The following is a 19,156-nucleotide window of genomic DNA, read 5'->3' as shown; positions in this document are numbered from 1 at the left end:
TTTAAAGGCTATGCATTATCTGTATATTTATACTGAATTATAACGTATGAAGGGAGAAAAGTAAAATGAAAGTAAGAGGGAGAGTTAAGAAAAGTATCTTATCAATCGTACTGGTACTGTCAATGCTGTTATTACCGTTTGCAAATCTTCAGGCAAACGCCGAAACATCAGAAACCATGCCATCGGCAGAAGGAAAGACAAGCACGAAAGCCTTTAGCAGTGAACCCGGCCTCCGGACTGTGACAGGAGGGGCAATCACTCCTGGCAATAACAAATTCTCTGGAAATGGTTTTGATGTTGAATTCAATATTACCGGTCAGTGGGAAGGTGCTTACAATGGCAGTATTACAATAAAGAACACCGGTAATACAGCAATTGAAAATTGGTGCATTTCTTTTAAGTCATCCAACAGGATATCAAATATATGGAATGCTTCTGTCGTCAGTTATGACGATACTATCTATACAATAAAAAATGTACAATGGAACCAGGACATAAGGCCGAATGAGTCGGTAAGTTTCGGCTTTACCGCAAATGGAAATACGGTTGATATTCCAAGTGCCTACTCCTTGCTTGGGACAGCAGGGCAGGTAAAGGATAACCGTTATTCTGTCAATTACATAATCGACAGTGACTGGGGAAGCGGTTTCACTGGAAGGATTGAAATTATTAATAATACTGACAAGCCGATTGAAGACTGGTATCTGGAATTCGATATGGAAAACAATATAAGCAGCATATGGAACGCCAAAATCAAAGAACACAGCGCCAATCATTATGTTGTTTATAATGCAGGTTATAATCAGAATATAGCTGCAAAAGCTTCTGTATCATTTGGATTTATCGTCCAATCCGGCAGTGCTTCAAAAAAGGCACAAAATATCATCTTACACAGTACCGATACCACTTCCGATAATCGTGAACTTACCATAAATACCTTACCCTTTGTATACTACCAGGACAAGGATTTTTATGCAGTGGGAAGTGAAAAAATAAGTTCAATCAATGGAACCTTACTATATGATATGAAAAAAGTTAAAAGTTTTGCATACACAATAGCCGATGAGAATGGCAATATTATAAAAAAGGGCGATATTAATGCGGCAAAAGATTGGGCGATTGCAGATTTTAGCCTGATATTTGGTATCAATGTACTCACTGTCAGTGTTCAGGATACAGACGGCACCAGCATAAGCAAGAGTATAAAGCTGGCATGCGGCAACTGGGATTATTCCCATGGATTAGAAATCGACACCGGTGATACGGATGGAGACGGGCTTATTAATTATCTGGAAGCTTATTATGGAACAGATAAGGAAAATGCCGATACGGACGGAGACGGACTGAATGATTATGTAGAACTCGCAATTCTTAATACAAATCCTCTGGTAACTGATACAGACGGTAACGGGATTCCGGATTCCGACGAAGACCGTGATTTAGATAAACTCTCAAATAAGGAGGAGCTTGCCCTGGGTCTTGACCCTGCCTATTATGACAGTGATTATGATACCCTAAGTGATTATGATGAAGTGGGCATATACAAGACCAATCCCTTACAAAAAGATACGGACGGTGATGGAGCTTCCGATAGCCTGGAACTTAAAAACGGAACAGACCCTTTAACTGCCAACAGTACCTTTACCGCCACAGCAACCTACGAAGCCGATAACCAGTCAGTTATTCCAAGTGTAGTAGTGAAAAATGTAAGGGGCAGCCAATTGGATTCTTTGACCATCGAAGAGGTTACGGATAATCCGCTGATTAATGATAAAATCCCCGGATATATGGGCTCTGCCTATGACTTTAACATAAACGGAAGCTTTGAGTCTGCCGTTATTTCATTTCAGTTTGATAAAAACTTATTAACGGATAAAACTTTCGTCCCTGCTATCTACTATTATAACGAAGACCAGCAGACATTGGAAGAATTAGAAAACCAGACAATAACCGGTAATGCCATATCAGCAGTGACAAAACATTTTTCAACCTATATACTGTTAAATAAAACTGCATTTGAGAAAGTCTGGAAAGATGATATAAAAGGTCCGGGTACCAATGCCAAACACCTTAGGATTGGATTTGTTGTCGACGTTTCCGGCAGTATGAGCGGTACAAAGCTCAGTACTGTTAAGACCGTTTTAAACAACTTCATTAATATTCTTGGTGATAAGGATCAGGCATCTATTATTAAATTTAACAGCAGCGCCTCTACCGTCGTACCCATGACTGCTGATAAGACAGCACTGGCAAGTGGTGTGAATTATTTATCTGCAAACGGGTTAACAGCAATATATACCGGTATTGGAGAAGCCCTGGATGAATTCTCTGATGCCGCAGATGTATATGATACTATTATTGTACTGACAGACGGCTATGATGAACCATCTGTTACATATGATAATAAATATGCCGATTTAGTAAAGAAAGCCGTCCAAAATAAAGCAACCATTTATACAATCGGCATCAATACGGTAGATACGGCACTGTTAACAAAGATAGCAGAGCAAACCGGAGGAAAATATTATCTTGCATCCGTCATCACTGATCTTGAGGAATGCTTTGATTTCCTAAAGGAAGAGACAGTTGATTATACGACAGATTCCAATAATGACGGTATATCGGACTATTATACAAAGTTAATGTGCGAGGGCAGGTTAACCAGCGGGAGTGGAATTAAATTATTCGCCGGACAATCCTATGCAGCTGTTCAGGCAAATAGTGATTATGACGGTGATTCCGTTCCAAATGGCGAAGAAGTATATGTTGTAAAAGGCAGCGATAATAAGGTGTACCTGAAGGTTAACTCATCCCCTGTTCAGGAAGATACGGATTACGACGGGCTGTGGGACAGCGAAGACCAGGAACCGTTGGTTTGGAATGTGTGCGACAGGGATCTGGCCATTTTTGCAGCATTGGCATATGAGAACGGAACCAACTTTGTAAATAAGATGTATACGGCACCGGATATTGTGGGCGCTGACGGTGAAGCAGGGGAACAATATTACTTTTACCGCGGCGCAAGTATAGCCGATCAAGATGAGGGCATCTCTTTAAAATGGAAGCTCGTTGATTATGTAAATAAGTGGGCGGATATAGATACCTATTTCAGCGCAAGTACTTTTAAAAATGGAAATGATATTGTCATAGCCTACCGGGGAACAAATGAAAAAATAGGTGAATGGGTTAATAATATAGTAGGCGTAGGCTTGCTTAATTATCATTCAGAAGAAGGCCATGCAAGAGAATATGCCTTAAAAATTGCCGACCGCTATCCTGGCTGCAACATATACATTACCGGTCATTCACTGGGCGGTTATCTTGCGCAGATTGGTGCGGCAGAGCTTTTGGAAAAGCGTTCTGTCAGTCTTGAAAAAGTGGCCTACTTCAACGGAATTGGGTTAAAGTATAACAAACTGCTTTTCTGGACAAAAGATAAAGCCATGGATTATTTAAAGGACTACAACAACAAGGGAGAATTAATCAGCTATTATGTCAAAGGTGATGTGGTGTCAGCGTTGGGTGTCCATTCCGGTCAGAAAATCGGCTTTTTAGCCAGCACAGATACCTTGGAACATCATTCCGGAAACTACGGTTCAGGCGCTCTTACCGACTTTCTATCAAAGTCTGCAATCGGATGGTTATGTGTTTTTACCGGAGAAAATCTGGCCCAATATTATGAATATTATCATGTAAAATCGGTTATGGAATATTTCTGGGTAACCCATGAGACAGATAGTTTTTATTATTACTTAGCTCAAGGCAAACGTTCTGCTAATTAATTGACACCCTGCAATAGGCAAATGCAATAAGTAGTTAAGGTTAATTAAGTCTGGAAGTTTTTATGAAAGGGCAGGTAATTTATGAAAAAGCGATGGTTCGTACGGATATCTGTTATTGCAATTCTTCTCATTACAGTTATTGCCCTGTATAATGTAAAATATCTGGGAGAAAAACACATTATAACTCATGTTAGAAAAATGTTATATATACGCTACGACAGGGATTTTGAATATATAAAGAGTCTGGGCAGGGATGGTAAGAAATATGTTTATCTTTTTACAACAAAGGATGAGAGAAAGATAAACTTTGAAGTGGAGTACTGGATTGGTGCCTTATCAACTCCCTGGGGTGGGCAGCCTTTGATTCAGACCCGGCATGTTGTTGACAATTTCCCAAAAGCAATAAGCGCTTATACAGTGGCTAAATCCAGATATTCCAGATATGATATAACAGACATCACCGTAAAGGAAGCGTCGGAAAATATATCCTTACTTATTAAGAATGCGCAAGGATACCTGAATGAATACGGAGCCTCCCACCAAAGACCAGATTTAGATATTATGATTGTCTTTAAGGGTAGAGAATATCCGATGACATTTAGTTCTGATAATATAGGGATAATAAAGGAGCGGATTACCCGTAAGCTTTATTAGATCAGGTAACTGTTTGTGAAAGGAGCAGGTGATTTATAAAAAAACGATGGTTCTAATGTAAGCTTATAAAGGAAGCACTTACCATGACAACTTTAGAGATAGACTAACCGCAATATTTTGAACCTGAAATGCCGGTACTGCGTGCAGTACCGGCATTTCACCAATGATAAACAAATGTTGTAAAGTATTATGTTTATCATATTCTTTTAACAGTTCCACCTTTTATTAGCTCTACCTCCAGGCATACGGAATCCAAAGAAGTCATCATGGGGCTTTCAATCAGATTGATAAGCTGCCTTGCCGCTTCACTTCCAATCTTGTCAGTATCCTGTTTCACCGTAGTAAGCCTTGGCTCTATGGCCTGTGAGACAGAGATTCCGTCATAGCCTGCAACCGATATATCCTCCGGAACCTTAAGCCCCATCTTTCTGACACAGTTCATTACGCCAAGAGCAGCGTAATCATCCGGTGCAATAATACAGGTAGGCGGGCCGGAAAGCCTGATAAGGTGCTTTGCCAGTTCTTCGCAGACTTCTGCATTTCTGTATATGCCTTCTACCAGATATTCTTCCGGTATGGAAAGCTCATTTTCTTTCATTGTATTATAAAATCCAACCAGGCGGTTATGGGTGACTGAGGACTTGTTTCCATGAATATAAGCTATCCTTTTGTGCCCGCAGTCTATAATATACTGGGTCAGCTGCCTCATTCCGTCATAGTTGTCAGACAATACGGAGATTGCTTCATTAAATACCTGGTCGATGGTCACTATAGGAATAAGGCTGTTTACTAACTCAATTACTTCCGCTTCCGCAAAGTCAGCACACACTATAAAAACACCGTCAAAGTTTCGGTATCTGCAATGCTCCAGATAACTCATTCTGCGTTTTCCCATATTGTGCTCTATAAAAGTAATATCATATCCTTTGATGGCAGCTTTTTCTTTAAAAGCAGCCAGAATATGTGCAAAATATTCGTTCCGAAGTCCATAGTCAAATAAGGTAGAGAATAAAACACCTATGTTATAGGTCTTCTTTGATTTTTCTGCTTTCCTGCCGTCTAAAGGTAAATATCCCAGCTCGATAGCTGCTTTTTTTATCTCTTCCCTTTTCTCCTCGCCAATATCCCTGTAACCGTTTAGTGCCTTACTGACTGTAGAAGTCGAAACCTTGCATTTCCTTGCAATATCCTTAATGGTTGCCACGTTTCCATCACCGTTTCTCTAATTTTTTATTATCCTATGCTGTTTTTAAGCCTTAGCTGGACTTTAAGCAGCATTCCCCCGAGAATTCCAATTAATATTCCGGTTATAGTACCTGCAATGAGAAGAACCGGAAGGTAATATATCACACTGACAGTCTTTAGCATAAGGGCGGCTACTGCTATCTGCCCTATGTTATGAGATATCCCTCCTGCCAGGCTGACTCCAATCATACTAAAGCCTTTTATCTTCTTTAGCAGGCACATTACCAGCCAGCTTAAGAGTCCTCCTGCCATACTGTACAAAAGACTTGCCATATTTCCAAAAGTAAAGCCCACCAACACTATTCTTACACAGGATATAAAAAAGGCATCTCTTGGCCCCATGGCATAAAGGGCCGTAAGTACAACAATGTTGGCAAGCCCTAGCTTAATTCCCGGAATTCCTAAAGAAACCGGAACCAGCACCTCAACAAAACTAAACACAAACGCAAGGGCAACGAATATTCCATAATACGCTACCTTTCTTGCTGTAGATTTCCTCATTACGGTACCCTTTCTAAACTATTCTTCCTGCATATCGCAAGCACAAACTTGTGTGAATTATGCTTTCCAGTAATTCACACTATTCCCTGATATATTTTTCAAAACCGGGACTATATTTTATATCACCGTTCTTAAATACCCAAAGAGCCTGTATTTCCGGATGTTTTTCCACAAACTTAAGTCCATCTTCATAAGGCATATTATAAATTGCTTTTGTATAGGCATCTGCCATACCGGAATCCTTGCAGACAATCGTTACTGCAGTGAAATATACCGAAGGCATAAGAGTCAGAGGATCAATAATATGGTGGTACTTCACTCCATCCACCATATAATACCGCTCATAATCACCGCTTGAAACCAGGGAAGCATCTGTCAGGTTAAGGACTTTAAGATTCGTCTTTTCACTGGTCAAATCAGGATTTTGTATTCCCACACGCCAAGGCTCTCCCTTGCCGTCTCTGCTTCCGATTACACGGACATTACCGCCGACACTGACCATTCCATTAACAAAGCCATGAGCCTCTGCATACTGGCACACCTGTTCGGTAGCGTATCCCTTGCCTACTCCGCCGACATCAAGTGACATCTCCGAATCTTTGAGATATACGGTAGAAGCCTTTTCGTCAATAATAAGATTATTAATATCCGTATGTTTATTTTTTTCCTCCAAGAGTTCCATAGGGGGTACTTTCGCATTTTCAGGGTCATTGATACCTTCTTCCCTGTATTGATGCCATACCTGTAAAACTGCCCCCAATGCTATGTTCAACTTGCCGTCTGTTTCTGTGTAGGCTGTTTTCGCATATAAAAGCATATCTAATAACTTTTTATCTACCTTTACCGGCTTGATACCGGCATTATCATTAATTGTCTTTATATTATTAACCCCATCATAATCATTATAAATATCATATAGCTCATGGTATGTTTTAAGCTCATCATAGATCATATGGGCGTATTTATCGAATTCTTCTTTATTGTCGGCGTATCCGACGATTTTTGTTACGGTATCAAATAAAACCAGAAATTCTGCTTCATATCTTTTTGGCTTTGAAAAAGCGCAGGAGGTGAGAGAAATTACATTAATAAAAATCAGTACGATAGCCAATAGCCGCTTCCCCACGTTAGTCTCCATTCTATAGAACGAATTATTCTTAAATCTGTTCTATCTCATATATTCTCTGTTTAAAATAGAGGGTGCCTCAAAAGTCTCCTAATCCTATGAGTATATACCAGATATTGAAAATAGCTATATTCTAATTTCAATATCCGGTACCTCATAACTGATTAAACGGACTTTTAGGACACCCGTCTGAAAGTTAAGCCGTTTTCCTAAATTATTTAGCGTTTGTTACAGCTTTTTCGATTACACCGGTGAAAGGTGCAATATGAACGGTTACAGAGCTTGAAAGATCTGAATCAGAAGGAGTTCCTTCATCACTTACAGCAATACCCTTAACCTGTTCAACTGTCTTGCCCGTTACATATTTTGCAAAGGAATTTGCCTGTTCATACCATTCTTTTCCAATAGCAGACTGTGATTTCATGCCATAGGCATCCTTTTTTTCCTGCTTTGTCTGAACAGCAGCTGTAAGGTCAGAAGTAATAGCGCCTGTTGCATTGAAGTTTATATCAGAAATGGATGCATCGATAGCACAGCTTGAAATCTTACTGGAAGAATCAACTGTCACAGCGGTATAATAGGAATAAGCCTCTGCTAAACCGTCAGTGTCTGCTGCTGCATCTGTGGACTTGTCAATCGTTGTGCCAATTCCAAGACCTAATTTGTCTCCGGACTTTGCACCTAAATCCTGTGCATTTTCTACAGCTTTTGCTACAACAGAGATAAAGTCACCGATATGTACGGTTACGGAAGAAGCAAGGTCAGCATCCTTTGCTGTGCCTTCCTCTGTTACGGCAATGCCTTTAATCTGGTCTAATGTTTTGCCAACGCAGTATTTTGCAAATGAATCAGCCTGCTCATACCACTCTTTTCCAATACCAGACTGTGATTTCATGCCATAAGCTTCCTTTTTCTCCTGCTTTGTCTGAACAGCAGCTGTTTTGTCACTAGTAATCTTTCCTTCTTTTGAGAAATTAATCTGTGTCTGGGCAGCATCAAGCTTACAGTCAATAATCTTTCCGTCAGAGCCTACTGTTACGGCAGCAACATAGGAATCTGTCTCTGCAACACCATCTTTGTCCTCTACGTTCTTGGAACTTGCTACGGATGTAACCACCCCAAGACCTGTTTTGATTGCTTTGCCATTAGAACCGCCGCTCTTGCCGCAAGCTGTTAAAGTGGCAAACGCTAAAACGAAAATTAATACAAGTGCTAAACCTTTTTTCATAATTCTATCCTCCATATAATTATTTTTATTTTAATACCAGCATTTGCTGATAAAAATAAACGTTAAAACTAATTTTTAAAACTTAATCAGGAAAGAAATGCGCTTATTAATATAAGTAGAGTTACACTTCCCATAATTGTGATATAATTTTTTATGGAAACTGCAAAGGTTTCGCTCTTTACCTGTTTTTTCTTGAATGTACGTATATTTTTCTCTACCGGATATACCGTCAGCAAAGAAAGCAGGCACAAGGGTGACAATATTTTAACAATGCACATTATAATAATTGCTATATAGCATAAATAATAAAGACCGGCAAACAGGTGTATGGATCTTTTACCAATATAATAAGGCAATGTATGTCTTTTTACCTGAATGTCCTTCTCTACATCGCAAATATTATTTGCCAGCATGATATTTGCCGTACAGCAAAAAGGTATCACAGCAAATAACAATAATGCAAATATCGGCACAATTTTAAGCTTTAAATCAATTTCTTCAAAACTTAAATGGTATTCTAAAAAAGTTCCTGCCGGTGTATTAATATAAAACATTAAAAACGGAATAAATAAACCATAAAATACTCCGGAAAGGATTTCTCCCAAAGGCTGTCTTGATATCGGCACCGGACCGTAAGTATAAAAAACACCACACAGGAAGCAAAGTCCTCCAACAAACAAAACGATCAAATCCGTGCGGTAAGCCAAATAAATTCCCAGCATCCCCCCGGCAGACAGCAGTGCATAAATAATAAACAATGCCGTTTTCCGCTCAAAAGGCAGTGCCTGACTGCCATCTTTGGTATCAATATAATTATTAACAGCCGTAGTTGCTAAGTCTATCAGAAACATGGAGCAAAAGAATACCAATGTATTCACCAAGCTTATTGTATGCCCTTTATACAGCAAAAGTCCAAGAGACATCACAAACGCAAAGAGGCTGGTAATCTTAGTCCGGATTTCTACATAATCCAAAAACCGTTTTATCATACCCGCTGCTCCTTTAATTTAACCGGGATGCTTTATTTAATACTTCTGTAAGCTTTGCTTTTTTTACAGAGTCAAGAGACAGCTCATCCATCGTTTTTACTGCTTTTTTATAGTATTTGTCAACAATCTGCTTCGTAAAGAAAAGTCCTCCGGAGTGTTTAACAGCCGTGTTTATTTCCTGCCTGGTGATGTCTTTTTTCTCTGCCTTTTGCTTAAAATCTACCGCACTCTTTAGCGTATGGATTAAAGGAAGCGTTATTACTCCTTGTTCATAATCAGATTGTACGGGTTTTAAGCTTATTTCTTTGGTAGATTCGAAATCCATCAAATCATCCGTAAGCTGGAATATCATTCCTACATAAAAACCCAATTGCTTGTAACGGTTACACTCCTTCTTATCATATCCCGCCAAAACAGCTCCTGCATAGAAAGATGCTTCAAATAATGCAGCTGTCTTTCCGGATATAATCTTAAGGTACTGATATATTGTTAAATTCAAATTGAAATTATTAATATGCTGCTCTAGTTCACCCATACATATCTTTCCGGCATAATCCGGCAAGGTCAGATTAAGGTATTTTTCTTTTTCTGATATGGAAGCTGCAAGGACAAGGGCTGTACACAGCAAATAATCACCGCATATTACAGCTGTTTTCTTGCCGTACTTTTTTTGCAGAGTCATCTCGCCGCGGCGTAAATCCGCATCATCTATTACATCGTCATGGACCAGTGTAGCCAGATGCAGGACTTCAATTGCCGCCGCGATTTTAACAGTATTAGGATGCACAAATCCTTCTTCATTCTGGCTGCAGGTAATCAGAGCGCCAGCGCGGATATTTTTGCCTCTGGAAGAGAGCAGGTGGGTCGTGTATTGGCGAACCACCCTTGGTGCTTTCGCAATAGCCTCTTCCATTTCTTTTACTGTCATTTCAAAAGCTTCGTCAGCCGGTATCAGAACAGTTTCATTCTTACTGTTTATCTTTTCTTTAATCATTATAGATATACAACTTTCTTACAAAAGGTAATTTCTTCCACCATTTTTTAAGTCCCGGCATAGCGTAATAATCTATGCCAAAGGTTCTTCCTGCGCCAATTAACATAGCAATTCCTGCAAATATCATCCAGAAGGTATTTAAGTACAAGCCGGTTGTGCAGACAAACATGAATTGAAGCACTAAGGATACGGCAGCTGCCGGACCTGTAATAAGTCCTCCTATTAATGCAAGTCCTATAAGAACCTCTGCAATTACAATAAATATCTGCATAAACATCTGCATTCCATTGTAAGGCAGAATTAAGTGATTTACAAACCAGTTCATAAGAGGAATATCTAATTTGAACGCTAAATCATTCAGTGTGGATTCCGACAGTTTCTTACCGCTTACAAAGATAAATTTTACTAATCCAAGAAAATTAAAATTCATCAATACCTGACCTGCTGCCTGGGCAGCACCTTCACCGCCGCCGCTTGCCGTTGCAGAGGAGGTCGCATCAGCAGCTCCGGATTCCACCGCTTTTGTTGCTACGTTTGTTGCTGCATTTAAAATACTATTGTACCAGGTATTGGCTCCGCCAAAGAAATCATTGAGCTTGGGAGAATTAAACCAGCCCTCTACGATCTTCATAACGCCTTCATACACCCATACGGCACCAAGCCATATTCTTAAAAAGATTAAAAGGAAACTTGGTGTTCTGTTGGAGAAATGTCCTCCTACAAAACTTCTGCAGTTTCTTATGGTAAAGAACTCATGCTTAATGTAGCTGAACACTTTGTTCCATCCGAGCACTTGGATAAAATATATAATATTGATAAAGTGTTTTGTAAACATTGCAAAGAAGGATGCCAGGCTGAACATATGCTTTGGAGTTCCTACATAAGCTACTCCGTACCTGCCTCCGATGCTGACCATAACGCCGTGGAAGGATGGTTTATAAGACTCCATTTCACCCTGTCCATTTACTGCACATACAATATTGTGGGCAATGGTATCCGCACACTGTTCACAGTTTTCTACCATCTGGGGAACAGGACGTTCTTCTCCCTCCGGTACATAGTACATATTATCTCCGGCGATATAAACCTTCTCATCTTTTGTTGAACGCAAATAGCTGTCTACCTGTACACGGGCTCCTCGGGTAAGCTCTAAGTTCTTACCGGCTTCCTGGGTAATATCGGCACTTTGGATACCGGCTGCCCAGACAATAGTTCCCGCGGTATAGTGATTCACTTTATCACCCTGTTTTAATTCTATGAAATCGTTTCCAACCGCTGAAACAGTAGCATTTAAGATAAGAGATACGCCCATTTTGTCAAGGCGTCTTGCTACTTTGGCAGAAAGTTTTTCTGTCAGATTCGGAATTACCCGGCTTAAACCATCTACATCAAAAAGAGTTACTTCTCTTCTGTCAATTTCATACTTCTCGCAAAGGATAGGAACATATTCTGCCAGTTCTCCCACCATTTCAACGCCTGTAAAGCCTGCTCCCACAACATAGAAGCTTAAAAGCTTCTTTCTTTCCTCGACATTTGTTTCACAAGCAGCCTGTCTGAAAACGTTATGAATACGGTCTTTTAACTTCACTGCATCTTCATAAGACCATAACTTGTAGGAGTGTTCATCCGCTCCCGGTACTCCATAAAAGGTTGGTTTGGAACCTGCAGCAAGAACTAAGAAATCATATTGATATTCGCCTAAATTTCCAACAACCTTCTTATCCGTATAGTCAATGGATGTTACGGTATCATGTACTACTTTCACCCTTCTTCCGGCAAAAACTTTCTTTAAGCTTATCTTGATACTATCTTCATCTACGCGGCTTGCCGCAACTTCATGAAGCTCCGTAAGCATTGTATGGAAAGGGTTCTTATCTATAATGGTAATGGCTACTTCAGGATTTTTTTTAAATCTTTTCGCAAGTTTTTTCGCTGTCAGAATACCTGAATATCCGGCACCGACGATAACAATATTTTTCTCCATTTTCTTCTCCTTTGCTGATTTACAGATGCATTGTATCAAATAAAACTTGATTCGTCAACTATGTTTGTAATATCGTTAATTAATTAATAAAGTTTTTCAATAATACCCATGCACTTCGCAAGCTTACCTGCGAAACAGCCCAAATAAAAAGTTTCCGACTGTACATCTTATATTTATTTAGATTATACCAGATATGTGTGAAAAATCAAATACATAGATGATATCTTCCAGTAAAGAACCATTGGAATAAAAAAAGCTCTTCCGGATATTAGAAGAGCCTTTTCCTTATGCATGATTATAACTTTATTCTCCATTCAACCTTAGTATACCTGACTATACTTGGTTTTATGTAAATATTTCTCCTTTGTGGCTAATCCGCCTCTGATATGCCTTTCAGACTTGTTTAAGTCCAGCACAACTCTGGCTCTGTTGGCCAGAGAAGGATTGATCTGCCCCAAACGTTCTGTTACATCTTTATGTACAGTAAAAACAAGAAAGAACTATTTCCAGGAGATAAGTCTCATACTTTAGGTTATAATAGTAACGCTTTTTATAGTTATTTTATTATTTTTTGTCGAATGATTTGCTCTTCGAGCAATATATTATCGTTTACATCTTTTATAATCAAGTTGTTGCCAAATAAACTTAAACGGAGTGATAGTATGAAAAATCTAATAGGAGACCGGGTCAGAGAGGCCAGATATAAAAAAAGCCCGAAAATTACGCAGGTTGACTTACTTGCCAGATTAGCCATAAGAGGTGTTTATATGGAAAGTACCTCCATATCTAAAATTGAGTCCTACAAAAGACCGGTTACGGATGTCGAACTGGTAGCATTGGCCGATTCTTTAAATGTCAGTATATTATGGCTCTTAAACAGAGAATGAATACCGGTATCCAACCAAAAGCTGCACATACAATACCTGGCTGGTATGTGCAGCGTACGAACAAGTCACCCGATATTCTTTATGTAAACTACAATATTCCCCTCCTTGTCTGCCTCAACTTTCTTTAGTATCCGTTTTAAGTTCATATTCTTTGAAAAGGTTTGCGTTATATAAGACTCAAGCCTTTTATTTTCCTCTGAATTTTCTGTGGCTTCTTTGGAAATGCTGCTGTCTCTTTTTAAATTTGTTTCTTTTTTCAGCTGTTCTTTCAGCTTATCAAGAGCTTCGGTTATTCTGTCCGTATGTAACTTCAGCTCTTCAAGGCTTATTACCTCATGGGTGTAGAGCTCTATGTACCGGTCCCGTTCTTTTTCTCTTTTTACTTTTTCTCTTTCTAATTCCTGTATGTAGAAAAGGAATTCACTTGCCGTAACGGCCTCCCCTTCCTTTAGCAACGCTGCTGCTGTAGACGGATATGCTTCTAATATTTCTTTAAAATATTGATATAGAATACTTAAAAGTTCTTCCTCTTTCACTGAAAGAGCATTCTGGCAGCTTTGCGCTCCATTTTGGTTTCTGGTACCGCATACCCATGAATTGACAGTGTTTTTGTATGTTCTTGTAATCCTTCTAAAATAGCCCTTGCAGTGAGAGCACACTATCAGCTTACTGAAAGGATGCTTATAGGATTCCCGAAACTTTAATTCCTTTTCATCTTTCCTGCGTTTTTGCTTAATCTTTTGAGCTGCTTTAAAAGTTTCTTCTTCTATAATTCTTAATTCCGGTTTATCGGTTATGTACCAGTCATTCTTTGTATTCTTCTTCCTTTTTCCCGTAAGGAAATCTTCTATTTCTTCTTTTCCGTTAATAACCTTTCCGGTATAAATTTCATTGTCAAGTATCCTGCATATACTTGCCTGGTTCCACAAGCATCCTCTCTTGGTTCTTATCCTTTCACTGTTTAAAATATTCGCTATCTGGAAAGCACCTTTCCCGCTTTTGGTATATAATGAAAAGATCCTTTTTACCGTTCCTGCTTCCTGTTCGTTTATCCGTAAATCAAAATACTCCCCGGGTACCTTATCATAACCATATACCAGGTTGGGCACACGGCCAAGCCGGGCATTTTGTTTTTTGCCAAACTTTACACGCTTTGAAGTATTGGCACTTTCCTCCTGGGCAATAGCGCTTAGCATAGTCAGCATAAATTCTGAACTTTCAGAAGAGGTCTGATCGTAATTTACAAAGACAACCTTTATTCCCCATGCTTTTAATTTTCGTATACTGGTAAGAAAATCTACCGTATTCCTTGCAAGCCTTGAAATGTCTTTTATGAGGACGACTTCAAACTCTCCTTCTCCCGCATCCTTTAACATCCTTAGCAGTTCTGTCCGGTTTTTCATTTTGGTGCCGCTCTTTCCCTCATCCGCATAAATATGTACCAGCTCAAACTCATATTTTCCCGCATAATCCAAAAAGAATTTCTGCTGGCTAGCCAGACTGTCAAGCTGTTCTTCGCTTTTAGTAGAGACCCTGCAGTATGCTGCCGCTTTCAATATTCTTCATCCTTCCCGCTATGGGGCCTCTCCCCCTCCTTAAGCTCTTCCAGAATGATTGCAGCCAGGTATTTTGCAGTTTGTAAAGGCGGGTTGGGATTTTGTATGCTGACCTTTAATTTTTGCTTATTTGAAAATTGCTTGTCTTGTTTTAATTGTTTCATTTTTCCGACCAATTGTTTTTATTTAATCTTATGACACCCCTCCTTATGATATGATTGTTTTGTATAGAAGAAACCCTATAACTTTCCATCATACAGTGTGAATGGAAAGTCATAGGGTTTCTTCTGTCCCCCTTGCGGGGCAAACTATATTTTACAGATCCTCTTTAGTGCTGGATAAGCGCCAACACAACAAAGTTCAAAACAAATAACGCACTTGCAACCCACATAATGGGATGAACCTCTTTTGCTTTTCCCTTGCAAACCTTTACGATGCAGTAGAAGATAAATCCCGCAGCAATACCATAGGAAATGCTGTAGCTGAACGCCATAAAGATGGAAGCAAAGAAAGCAGGAATAGCAATATCTAAGTCAGTCCAGTCAATTTCCTTAAAGGAGGACATCATCATGATACCGACTGCAATCAGAGCAGGTGCGGTAGCCTGGGTAGGTACGATATTAACGATAGGTCCAAGGAAAATACTAAGAAGAAATAAAATCGCCGTTACAACACTTGTAAGACCGGTACGTCCGCCGGCTCCGATTCCCGCAGCACTCTCTACATAGGTCGTAGTATTGGAAGTACCAAAAATTGCTCCGATGGAGGTTGCGATGGAATCTGCAAATAATGCCTTGTCCATCTTGGACTTAAATCCATTTCCTTCCTGGAGTGCCTTCTCATCCTCTGCATCAAAGATACCGCTTCTCTTACCGGTTCCGATAAAGGTTCCGATGGTATCAAAGGTATCGGATAAACTGAAAGCAAAAATAGTCATTAATACAAGAGGTATTCTGGACGCATCTTTAAACAGTGAACCGATTCCTTCTGCTCCGAGAGCGGCTCCGAATACTTCTCCTAAATGTTTAAATGATTCACCCAATCCTTTGGTGTTTTGTAAATCCGAAACATTAACAACACCCATAGGGATACCGATAATCGTTGTAACTGCAATACCAATCAGAATGGCACCTTTTACTTTAAGAATTAGTAAAACAAAGAGAATAACAATACCGATCAAGGCAAGGATTACCGCCTTATTATTAAAGTCCACCAATCCGGGAACTGCACTGCTGTTTCCAACAATTGTTCCGCCGCCTACATCGGTATAAGTTTCAGGATTTAATGTGAACTTGATTAAGCCTGCATTCTTTATTCCGATATAAGCAATAAAGATACCGATACCGCCTCCGATTGCGCTTTGAAGGCCGGAAGGAATCGCCTTTATAATCAACTTACGTATTTTTGTAACTGTGATAAGGATATTGATGAGTCCGCATAAAAATACCATTGCCAAAGCTTCTTTCCAGGAGAATCCCAGAAGAAATACAACTGTATAGGTAAAGAAAGCATTTAACCCCATGCCGGGAGCCTGCGCATAAGGTACATTGGCAAACAGTCCCATAACCAGAGTGCCTACAACAGATGAAATAATTGTTGCTAAAAATACCGCTCCGAAAGGTATTCCTGTCTGGCTTAAAATCTGCGGATTTACAAATATTATGTACGCCATTGCAAAGAAGGTTGTAATCCCCGCCATAATTTCCGTAGAAACTGTGGTACCATTTTCTTTTAGTTTAAAAAACTTTTCCATAACTTTCTCCTTTTTTTGTATAATATAAAACTGCTTCAACACAAGCGAACACAGTTTATTATAATGGATTCTATCAACTTTTAAAAGTTCTGTTTTACTCTTCGTTTATTACTTTTAATAATATTATTAATATAATCAGCTTATATATACGGAAAGTTTTCATATTTACTTTGTAAATATTTACACTGCATATTTTTATGCTATACTGAAAGAAAAGATTATGGGAAAGGAAAAACTTATGTTTTACCAGCTTAAGGACAGACTCTGCCCAATTACAATAAAGGAATACGATCCTTCCATTCTGACGCTTGGTATTATCAGCTTAAAAGAGCTGACGGAATGTTATACCGTATTTGGCTTCTCACAGACAACTGTTATGGAATGTCAGGATATAACAAGAAAACTTCATGGCATCATGGGTATCTATGATGATTACCACTTTGGTATTATAACAGCTATTGATACGAAGTATTTTATCCATCTGGAGGATAGAATTGGTATTTATACAAAAGAAAATTTATTTCTTATCGTTATTATTAAGGATCAGGACAACAGTATCCATATGGACTTATTTGAATCTCTGGACCAGATTAATTTCACTAAGATTTCTTTGGAACGCCTTATATACGGTTTTCTGGAACGCCTGCTTTTAAATAATTACACTCTGTTAGAGGAGATTGAAGATAGTATCAGTGAATTTGAGGACAGTATTGACGATAACAGGTTATCAAAAGATTTTTACCATGAGATTACAAAGGTAAGAAAAAGACTTCTGCTTTTGGATAATTACTATGAACAGCTTATTCTAATAGGTGAAGAGTTAAGGGATAATTCCATTGGTATTTTTGAGGAAGGGCGCCTTCGCTATTTTAAGCTTTTTACCGACCGTGTTATAAGGCTAAGCAACAATGTCAAAAAGCTTGACGATTACAGTATCCATGTAAGAGATGCTTATCATGCCAGAATGGATTATAATTTGAACAATATAATGAAGCTCTTTACTGTAATTACTACCATCTTCCTGCCCCTTACTCTTATTGTGGGATGGTATGGTATGAATTTTAATAATATGCCCGAACTTAGCTGGCAGTTTGGCTATCCCTTTGTTATTATCTTAAGCATTGTAGTTGTAATTGTTAATATCTTGTATTTTAAGAGAAAGAAGTTCTTATAGCACTTTGTTTTCCCTGAAAAATTCATCTGTGATAAATTCAGCGCTCTCTGCCCACATCAGAGAGCTTGTTTTTTGCAGCATGGCATAAGCCTTTGACCGGTAGAAGTCATAAAGGCAATCGTCAAAGGATTTTCCTGTTTCTATTGATATCAAGCGTACAACATGCTCAATTTTCAACATAATATCAAGGGTTATATCCTGATTTCTGTAAACATATTGGTTCTTCATCATATTAATCCTCCATGCATATCGCAGGTCTTCCAGTAGATTGCTTGCAATCTACACGATACTGCTTAAATAGAAATTTAAAAAATGTCTTTATTTTTCAAACTAATCCCCATACATATCGCAGGCCTGCCTGCGATACTGCCCAAATAAGAAATTTAAAAAATGCAATGCATTTTTCAAACTAATTCCTTTCCTGGATATCCTATACAGCCAATGACAGGGTTTTTAAAGGCGGAAGTTCTTTTCTTCCCAAATAAGTGAGATGGTTTAGGGCTTTTTGAGTGTGCAGTGAGATCTGGTCATGGGCTTTGTATGGGCGAAGCTGCGAGAGTGCTGTTTCCTGGCTGTATATTCCTGCTACATATAAAGCAATTGTCCGCATGATATTATCATCTGCAACAGGTCCGATTACCACATCATATGTATGCTGGATTCCGCCATAGAGTCTGTTGTTCTTTATCATAGTCAGCCATTCACTGGTAAGCCCGGGGTAATTCATCACCGACAGCTCATCCGATAATTCCAGCTTAAACTCCATGACATACCTGCCCTCTCCGCCATACCTGATATACATGTTTTCTGCCCAGCCCTCTGCCTGTTCCCTAAAGGTTGTCGTATAAAACCCTTTTCCAAAGTCTCTTTTGTCCTTTGAAAAGCTCAAATCTACCTCTTCGAACTTTACATTTGTTCCATGATAAAGATAAATTTCATTTTGCATCCAGCACTCTCCTTAATATGTCCTCAACAAAGTATATGCTTTCTTCCATACTTTGTGTATGCAATGTCTTATACTGGGTCCGCAAAAGATCTAAGATTCCGTTCTTCCGAAACAGCAGGACGACTTCCCATGGCTGCATCCCGTGATTCCAGGCATAACCTTCAATTGCTTCAACCACCATCAAATTCTTGTCGTTTTCCGACTCTTCCATCCATACCACACCTTTCTGAAGATATATACTAACTCCACACATTTTTTAAACTAACCTCCATGCATATCGCAGGTCCTCCTGCGATACTGCTTAAATAGAAATTTGGAAGTGCCTTTTATTTTTCAA

The 19,156-nt window shown here is 39.1% G+C and carries 17 protein-coding genes and 1 pseudogene; 4 read left to right on the top strand and 14 right to left on the bottom strand.

What is annotated here, in order from left to right; translation table 11 throughout:
• The first annotated feature begins 65 nt into the window (after nucleotides 1–65).
• Nucleotides 66–3,782, top strand: a complete 3,717-nt coding sequence (locus BUF11_RS11585; protein WP_073589008.1) for a cellulose binding domain-containing protein — start codon at nucleotides 66–68, stop codon at nucleotides 3,780–3,782.
• Between the two features lie 81 nt (nucleotides 3,783–3,863).
• Nucleotides 3,864–4,436 carry a hypothetical protein gene (locus BUF11_RS11580; protein ID WP_073589007.1) on the top strand — a complete coding sequence of 191 codons (573 nt, stop codon included), beginning with the start codon at nucleotides 3,864–3,866 and terminating at the stop codon, nucleotides 4,434–4,436.
• A gap of 196 nt (nucleotides 4,437–4,632) precedes the next feature.
• Here BUF11_RS11580 and BUF11_RS11575 read toward each other — a convergent pair whose 3' ends face one another.
• The 8 genes and pseudogenes from BUF11_RS11575 to BUF11_RS11540 all read right to left on the bottom strand — a co-directional run.
• Nucleotides 4,633–5,640, bottom strand: coding sequence for a LacI family DNA-binding transcriptional regulator (locus tag BUF11_RS11575; protein ID WP_073589006.1), 1,008 nt, complete (start codon nucleotides 5,638–5,640; stop codon nucleotides 4,633–4,635).
• A gap of 29 nt (nucleotides 5,641–5,669) precedes the next feature.
• Nucleotides 5,670–6,182, bottom strand: a complete 513-nt coding sequence (locus BUF11_RS11570; protein WP_073589005.1) for a Gx transporter family protein — start codon at nucleotides 6,180–6,182, stop codon at nucleotides 5,670–5,672.
• A gap of 79 nt (nucleotides 6,183–6,261) precedes the next feature.
• Nucleotides 6,262–7,308 (bottom strand): FAD:protein FMN transferase, encoded by a 1,047-nt coding sequence (locus BUF11_RS11565; protein ID WP_330393876.1) that lies wholly within the window; start codon nucleotides 7,306–7,308, stop codon nucleotides 6,262–6,264.
• A gap of 214 nt (nucleotides 7,309–7,522) precedes the next feature.
• Nucleotides 7,523–8,536, bottom strand: coding sequence for a hypothetical protein (locus tag BUF11_RS11560; protein WP_073589003.1), 1,014 nt, complete (start codon nucleotides 8,534–8,536; stop codon nucleotides 7,523–7,525).
• Between the two features lie 86 nt (nucleotides 8,537–8,622).
• The gene (locus tag BUF11_RS11555) at nucleotides 8,623–9,525 is read right to left on the bottom strand and encodes a UbiA family prenyltransferase (RefSeq protein WP_073589002.1); all 903 of its coding nucleotides are present in this window, start codon (nucleotides 9,523–9,525) and stop codon (nucleotides 8,623–8,625) included.
• A gap of 13 nt (nucleotides 9,526–9,538) precedes the next feature.
• The gene (locus BUF11_RS11550) at nucleotides 9,539–10,519 is read right to left on the bottom strand and encodes a polyprenyl synthetase family protein (protein WP_073589001.1); all 981 of its coding nucleotides are present in this window, start codon (nucleotides 10,517–10,519) and stop codon (nucleotides 9,539–9,541) included.
• Nucleotides 10,512–12,503, bottom strand: coding sequence for an NAD(P)/FAD-dependent oxidoreductase (locus tag BUF11_RS11545; RefSeq protein WP_073589000.1), 1,992 nt, complete (start codon nucleotides 12,501–12,503; stop codon nucleotides 10,512–10,514). Before BUF11_RS11545 ends, BUF11_RS11550 begins: the two co-directional genes overlap by 8 nt.
• Before the next feature lie 320 nt (nucleotides 12,504–12,823).
• A pseudogene (locus BUF11_RS11540) lies at nucleotides 12,824–12,988 on the bottom strand (sporulation transcriptional regulator SpoIIID); the annotation flags it as partial.
• Between the two features lie 177 nt (nucleotides 12,989–13,165).
• Between BUF11_RS11540 and BUF11_RS11535 the strand changes: the two are divergent.
• The gene (locus tag BUF11_RS11535) at nucleotides 13,166–13,390 is read left to right on the top strand and encodes a helix-turn-helix domain-containing protein (protein WP_073588999.1); all 225 of its coding nucleotides are present in this window, start codon (nucleotides 13,166–13,168) and stop codon (nucleotides 13,388–13,390) included.
• 65 nt (nucleotides 13,391–13,455) lie between these two features.
• Here the strand turns inward: BUF11_RS11535 and BUF11_RS11530 are convergent, their stop codons facing one another.
• The 3 genes from BUF11_RS11530 to BUF11_RS11520 all read right to left on the bottom strand — a co-directional run bounded on the left by BUF11_RS11530 (nucleotide 13,456) and on the right by BUF11_RS11520 (nucleotide 16,699).
• A complete protein-coding gene (locus tag BUF11_RS11530; protein ID WP_073588998.1) occupies nucleotides 13,456–14,946 on the bottom strand; it encodes a recombinase family protein in 1,491 nt (496 codons plus the stop codon).
• A complete protein-coding gene (locus BUF11_RS24345) occupies nucleotides 14,943–15,110 on the bottom strand; it encodes a hypothetical protein (protein WP_175562043.1) in 168 nt (55 codons plus the stop codon). The genes BUF11_RS11530 and BUF11_RS24345 overlap by 4 nt, the downstream gene beginning before the upstream one ends.
• 164 nt (nucleotides 15,111–15,274) lie before the next feature.
• A complete protein-coding gene (locus tag BUF11_RS11520; protein ID WP_073588996.1) occupies nucleotides 15,275–16,699 on the bottom strand; it encodes an NCS2 family permease in 1,425 nt (474 codons plus the stop codon).
• Between the two features lie 220 nt (nucleotides 16,700–16,919).
• Here BUF11_RS11520 and BUF11_RS11515 point away from each other — a divergent pair, with 220 nt between their 5' ends.
• On the top strand, nucleotides 16,920–17,873 hold the full coding sequence (locus tag BUF11_RS11515; RefSeq protein WP_073588995.1) for a magnesium transporter CorA family protein: 954 nt from the start codon (nucleotides 16,920–16,922) through the stop codon (nucleotides 17,871–17,873).
• On the opposite strand, the gene BUF11_RS11510 is transcribed toward BUF11_RS11515, so the two are convergent.
• The 3 genes from BUF11_RS11510 to BUF11_RS11500 form a co-directional block, all read right to left on the bottom strand.
• Nucleotides 17,868–18,104, bottom strand: a complete 237-nt coding sequence (locus BUF11_RS11510; protein ID WP_242952365.1) for a hypothetical protein — start codon at nucleotides 18,102–18,104, stop codon at nucleotides 17,868–17,870. The two genes, BUF11_RS11515 and BUF11_RS11510, sit on opposite strands and share 6 nt — an antisense overlap.
• Nucleotides 18,105–18,303: 199 nt before the next feature.
• Nucleotides 18,304–18,819 carry a DUF3990 domain-containing protein gene (locus BUF11_RS11505; protein ID WP_073588994.1) on the bottom strand — a complete coding sequence of 172 codons (516 nt, stop codon included), beginning with the start codon at nucleotides 18,817–18,819 and terminating at the stop codon, nucleotides 18,304–18,306.
• On the bottom strand, nucleotides 18,809–19,072 hold the full coding sequence (locus BUF11_RS11500; protein ID WP_242952364.1) for a DUF3791 domain-containing protein: 264 nt from the start codon (nucleotides 19,070–19,072) through the stop codon (nucleotides 18,809–18,811). Before BUF11_RS11500 ends, BUF11_RS11505 begins: the two co-directional genes overlap by 11 nt.
• Between the last annotated feature and the right edge of the window lie 84 nt (nucleotides 19,073–19,156).

The organism is Anaerocolumna xylanovorans DSM 12503 (assembly GCF_900143645.1).
Taxonomy (GTDB): Bacteria; Bacillota; Clostridia; order Lachnospirales; family Lachnospiraceae; genus Anaerocolumna; species Anaerocolumna xylanovorans.
This window is presented reverse-complemented; position numbering and strand designations above follow the sequence as displayed.

Coding starts and splice junctions, on each gene's coding strand:
- BUF11_RS11505 (WP_073588994.1), bottom strand. CDS start 18,819: ATGCAAAATGAAATTTATCTTTATCATGGAACAAATGTAAAGTTCGAA.
- BUF11_RS11555 (WP_073589002.1), bottom strand. CDS start 9,525: ATGATAAAACGGTTTTTGGATTATGTAGAAATCCGGACTAAGATTACC.
- BUF11_RS11515 (WP_073588995.1), top strand. CDS start 16,920: ATGGGAAAGGAAAAACTTATGTTTTACCAGCTTAAGGACAGACTCTGC.
- BUF11_RS11545 (WP_073589000.1), bottom strand. CDS start 12,503: ATGGAGAAAAATATTGTTATCGTCGGTGCCGGATATTCAGGTATTCTG.
- BUF11_RS11535 (WP_073588999.1), top strand. CDS start 13,166: ATGAAAAATCTAATAGGAGACCGGGTCAGAGAGGCCAGATATAAAAAA.
- BUF11_RS11560 (WP_073589003.1), bottom strand. CDS start 8,536: ATGAAAAAAGGTTTAGCACTTGTATTAATTTTCGTTTTAGCGTTTGCC.
- BUF11_RS24345 (WP_175562043.1), bottom strand. CDS start 15,110: ATGAAACAATTAAAACAAGACAAGCAATTTTCAAATAAGCAAAAATTA.
- BUF11_RS11570 (WP_073589005.1), bottom strand. CDS start 6,182: ATGAGGAAATCTACAGCAAGAAAGGTAGCGTATTATGGAATATTCGTT.
- BUF11_RS11500 (WP_242952364.1), bottom strand. CDS start 19,072: ATGTGTGGAGTTAGTATATATCTTCAGAAAGGTGTGGTATGGATGGAA.
- BUF11_RS11510 (WP_242952365.1), bottom strand. CDS start 18,104: ATGATGAAGAACCAATATGTTTACAGAAATCAGGATATAACCCTTGAT.
- BUF11_RS11585 (WP_073589008.1), top strand. CDS start 66: ATGAAAGTAAGAGGGAGAGTTAAGAAAAGTATCTTATCAATCGTACTG.
- BUF11_RS11550 (WP_073589001.1), bottom strand. CDS start 10,519: ATGATTAAAGAAAAGATAAACAGTAAGAATGAAACTGTTCTGATACCG.
- BUF11_RS11580 (WP_073589007.1), top strand. CDS start 3,864: ATGAAAAAGCGATGGTTCGTACGGATATCTGTTATTGCAATTCTTCTC.
- BUF11_RS11520 (WP_073588996.1), bottom strand. CDS start 16,699: ATGGAAAAGTTTTTTAAACTAAAAGAAAATGGTACCACAGTTTCTACG.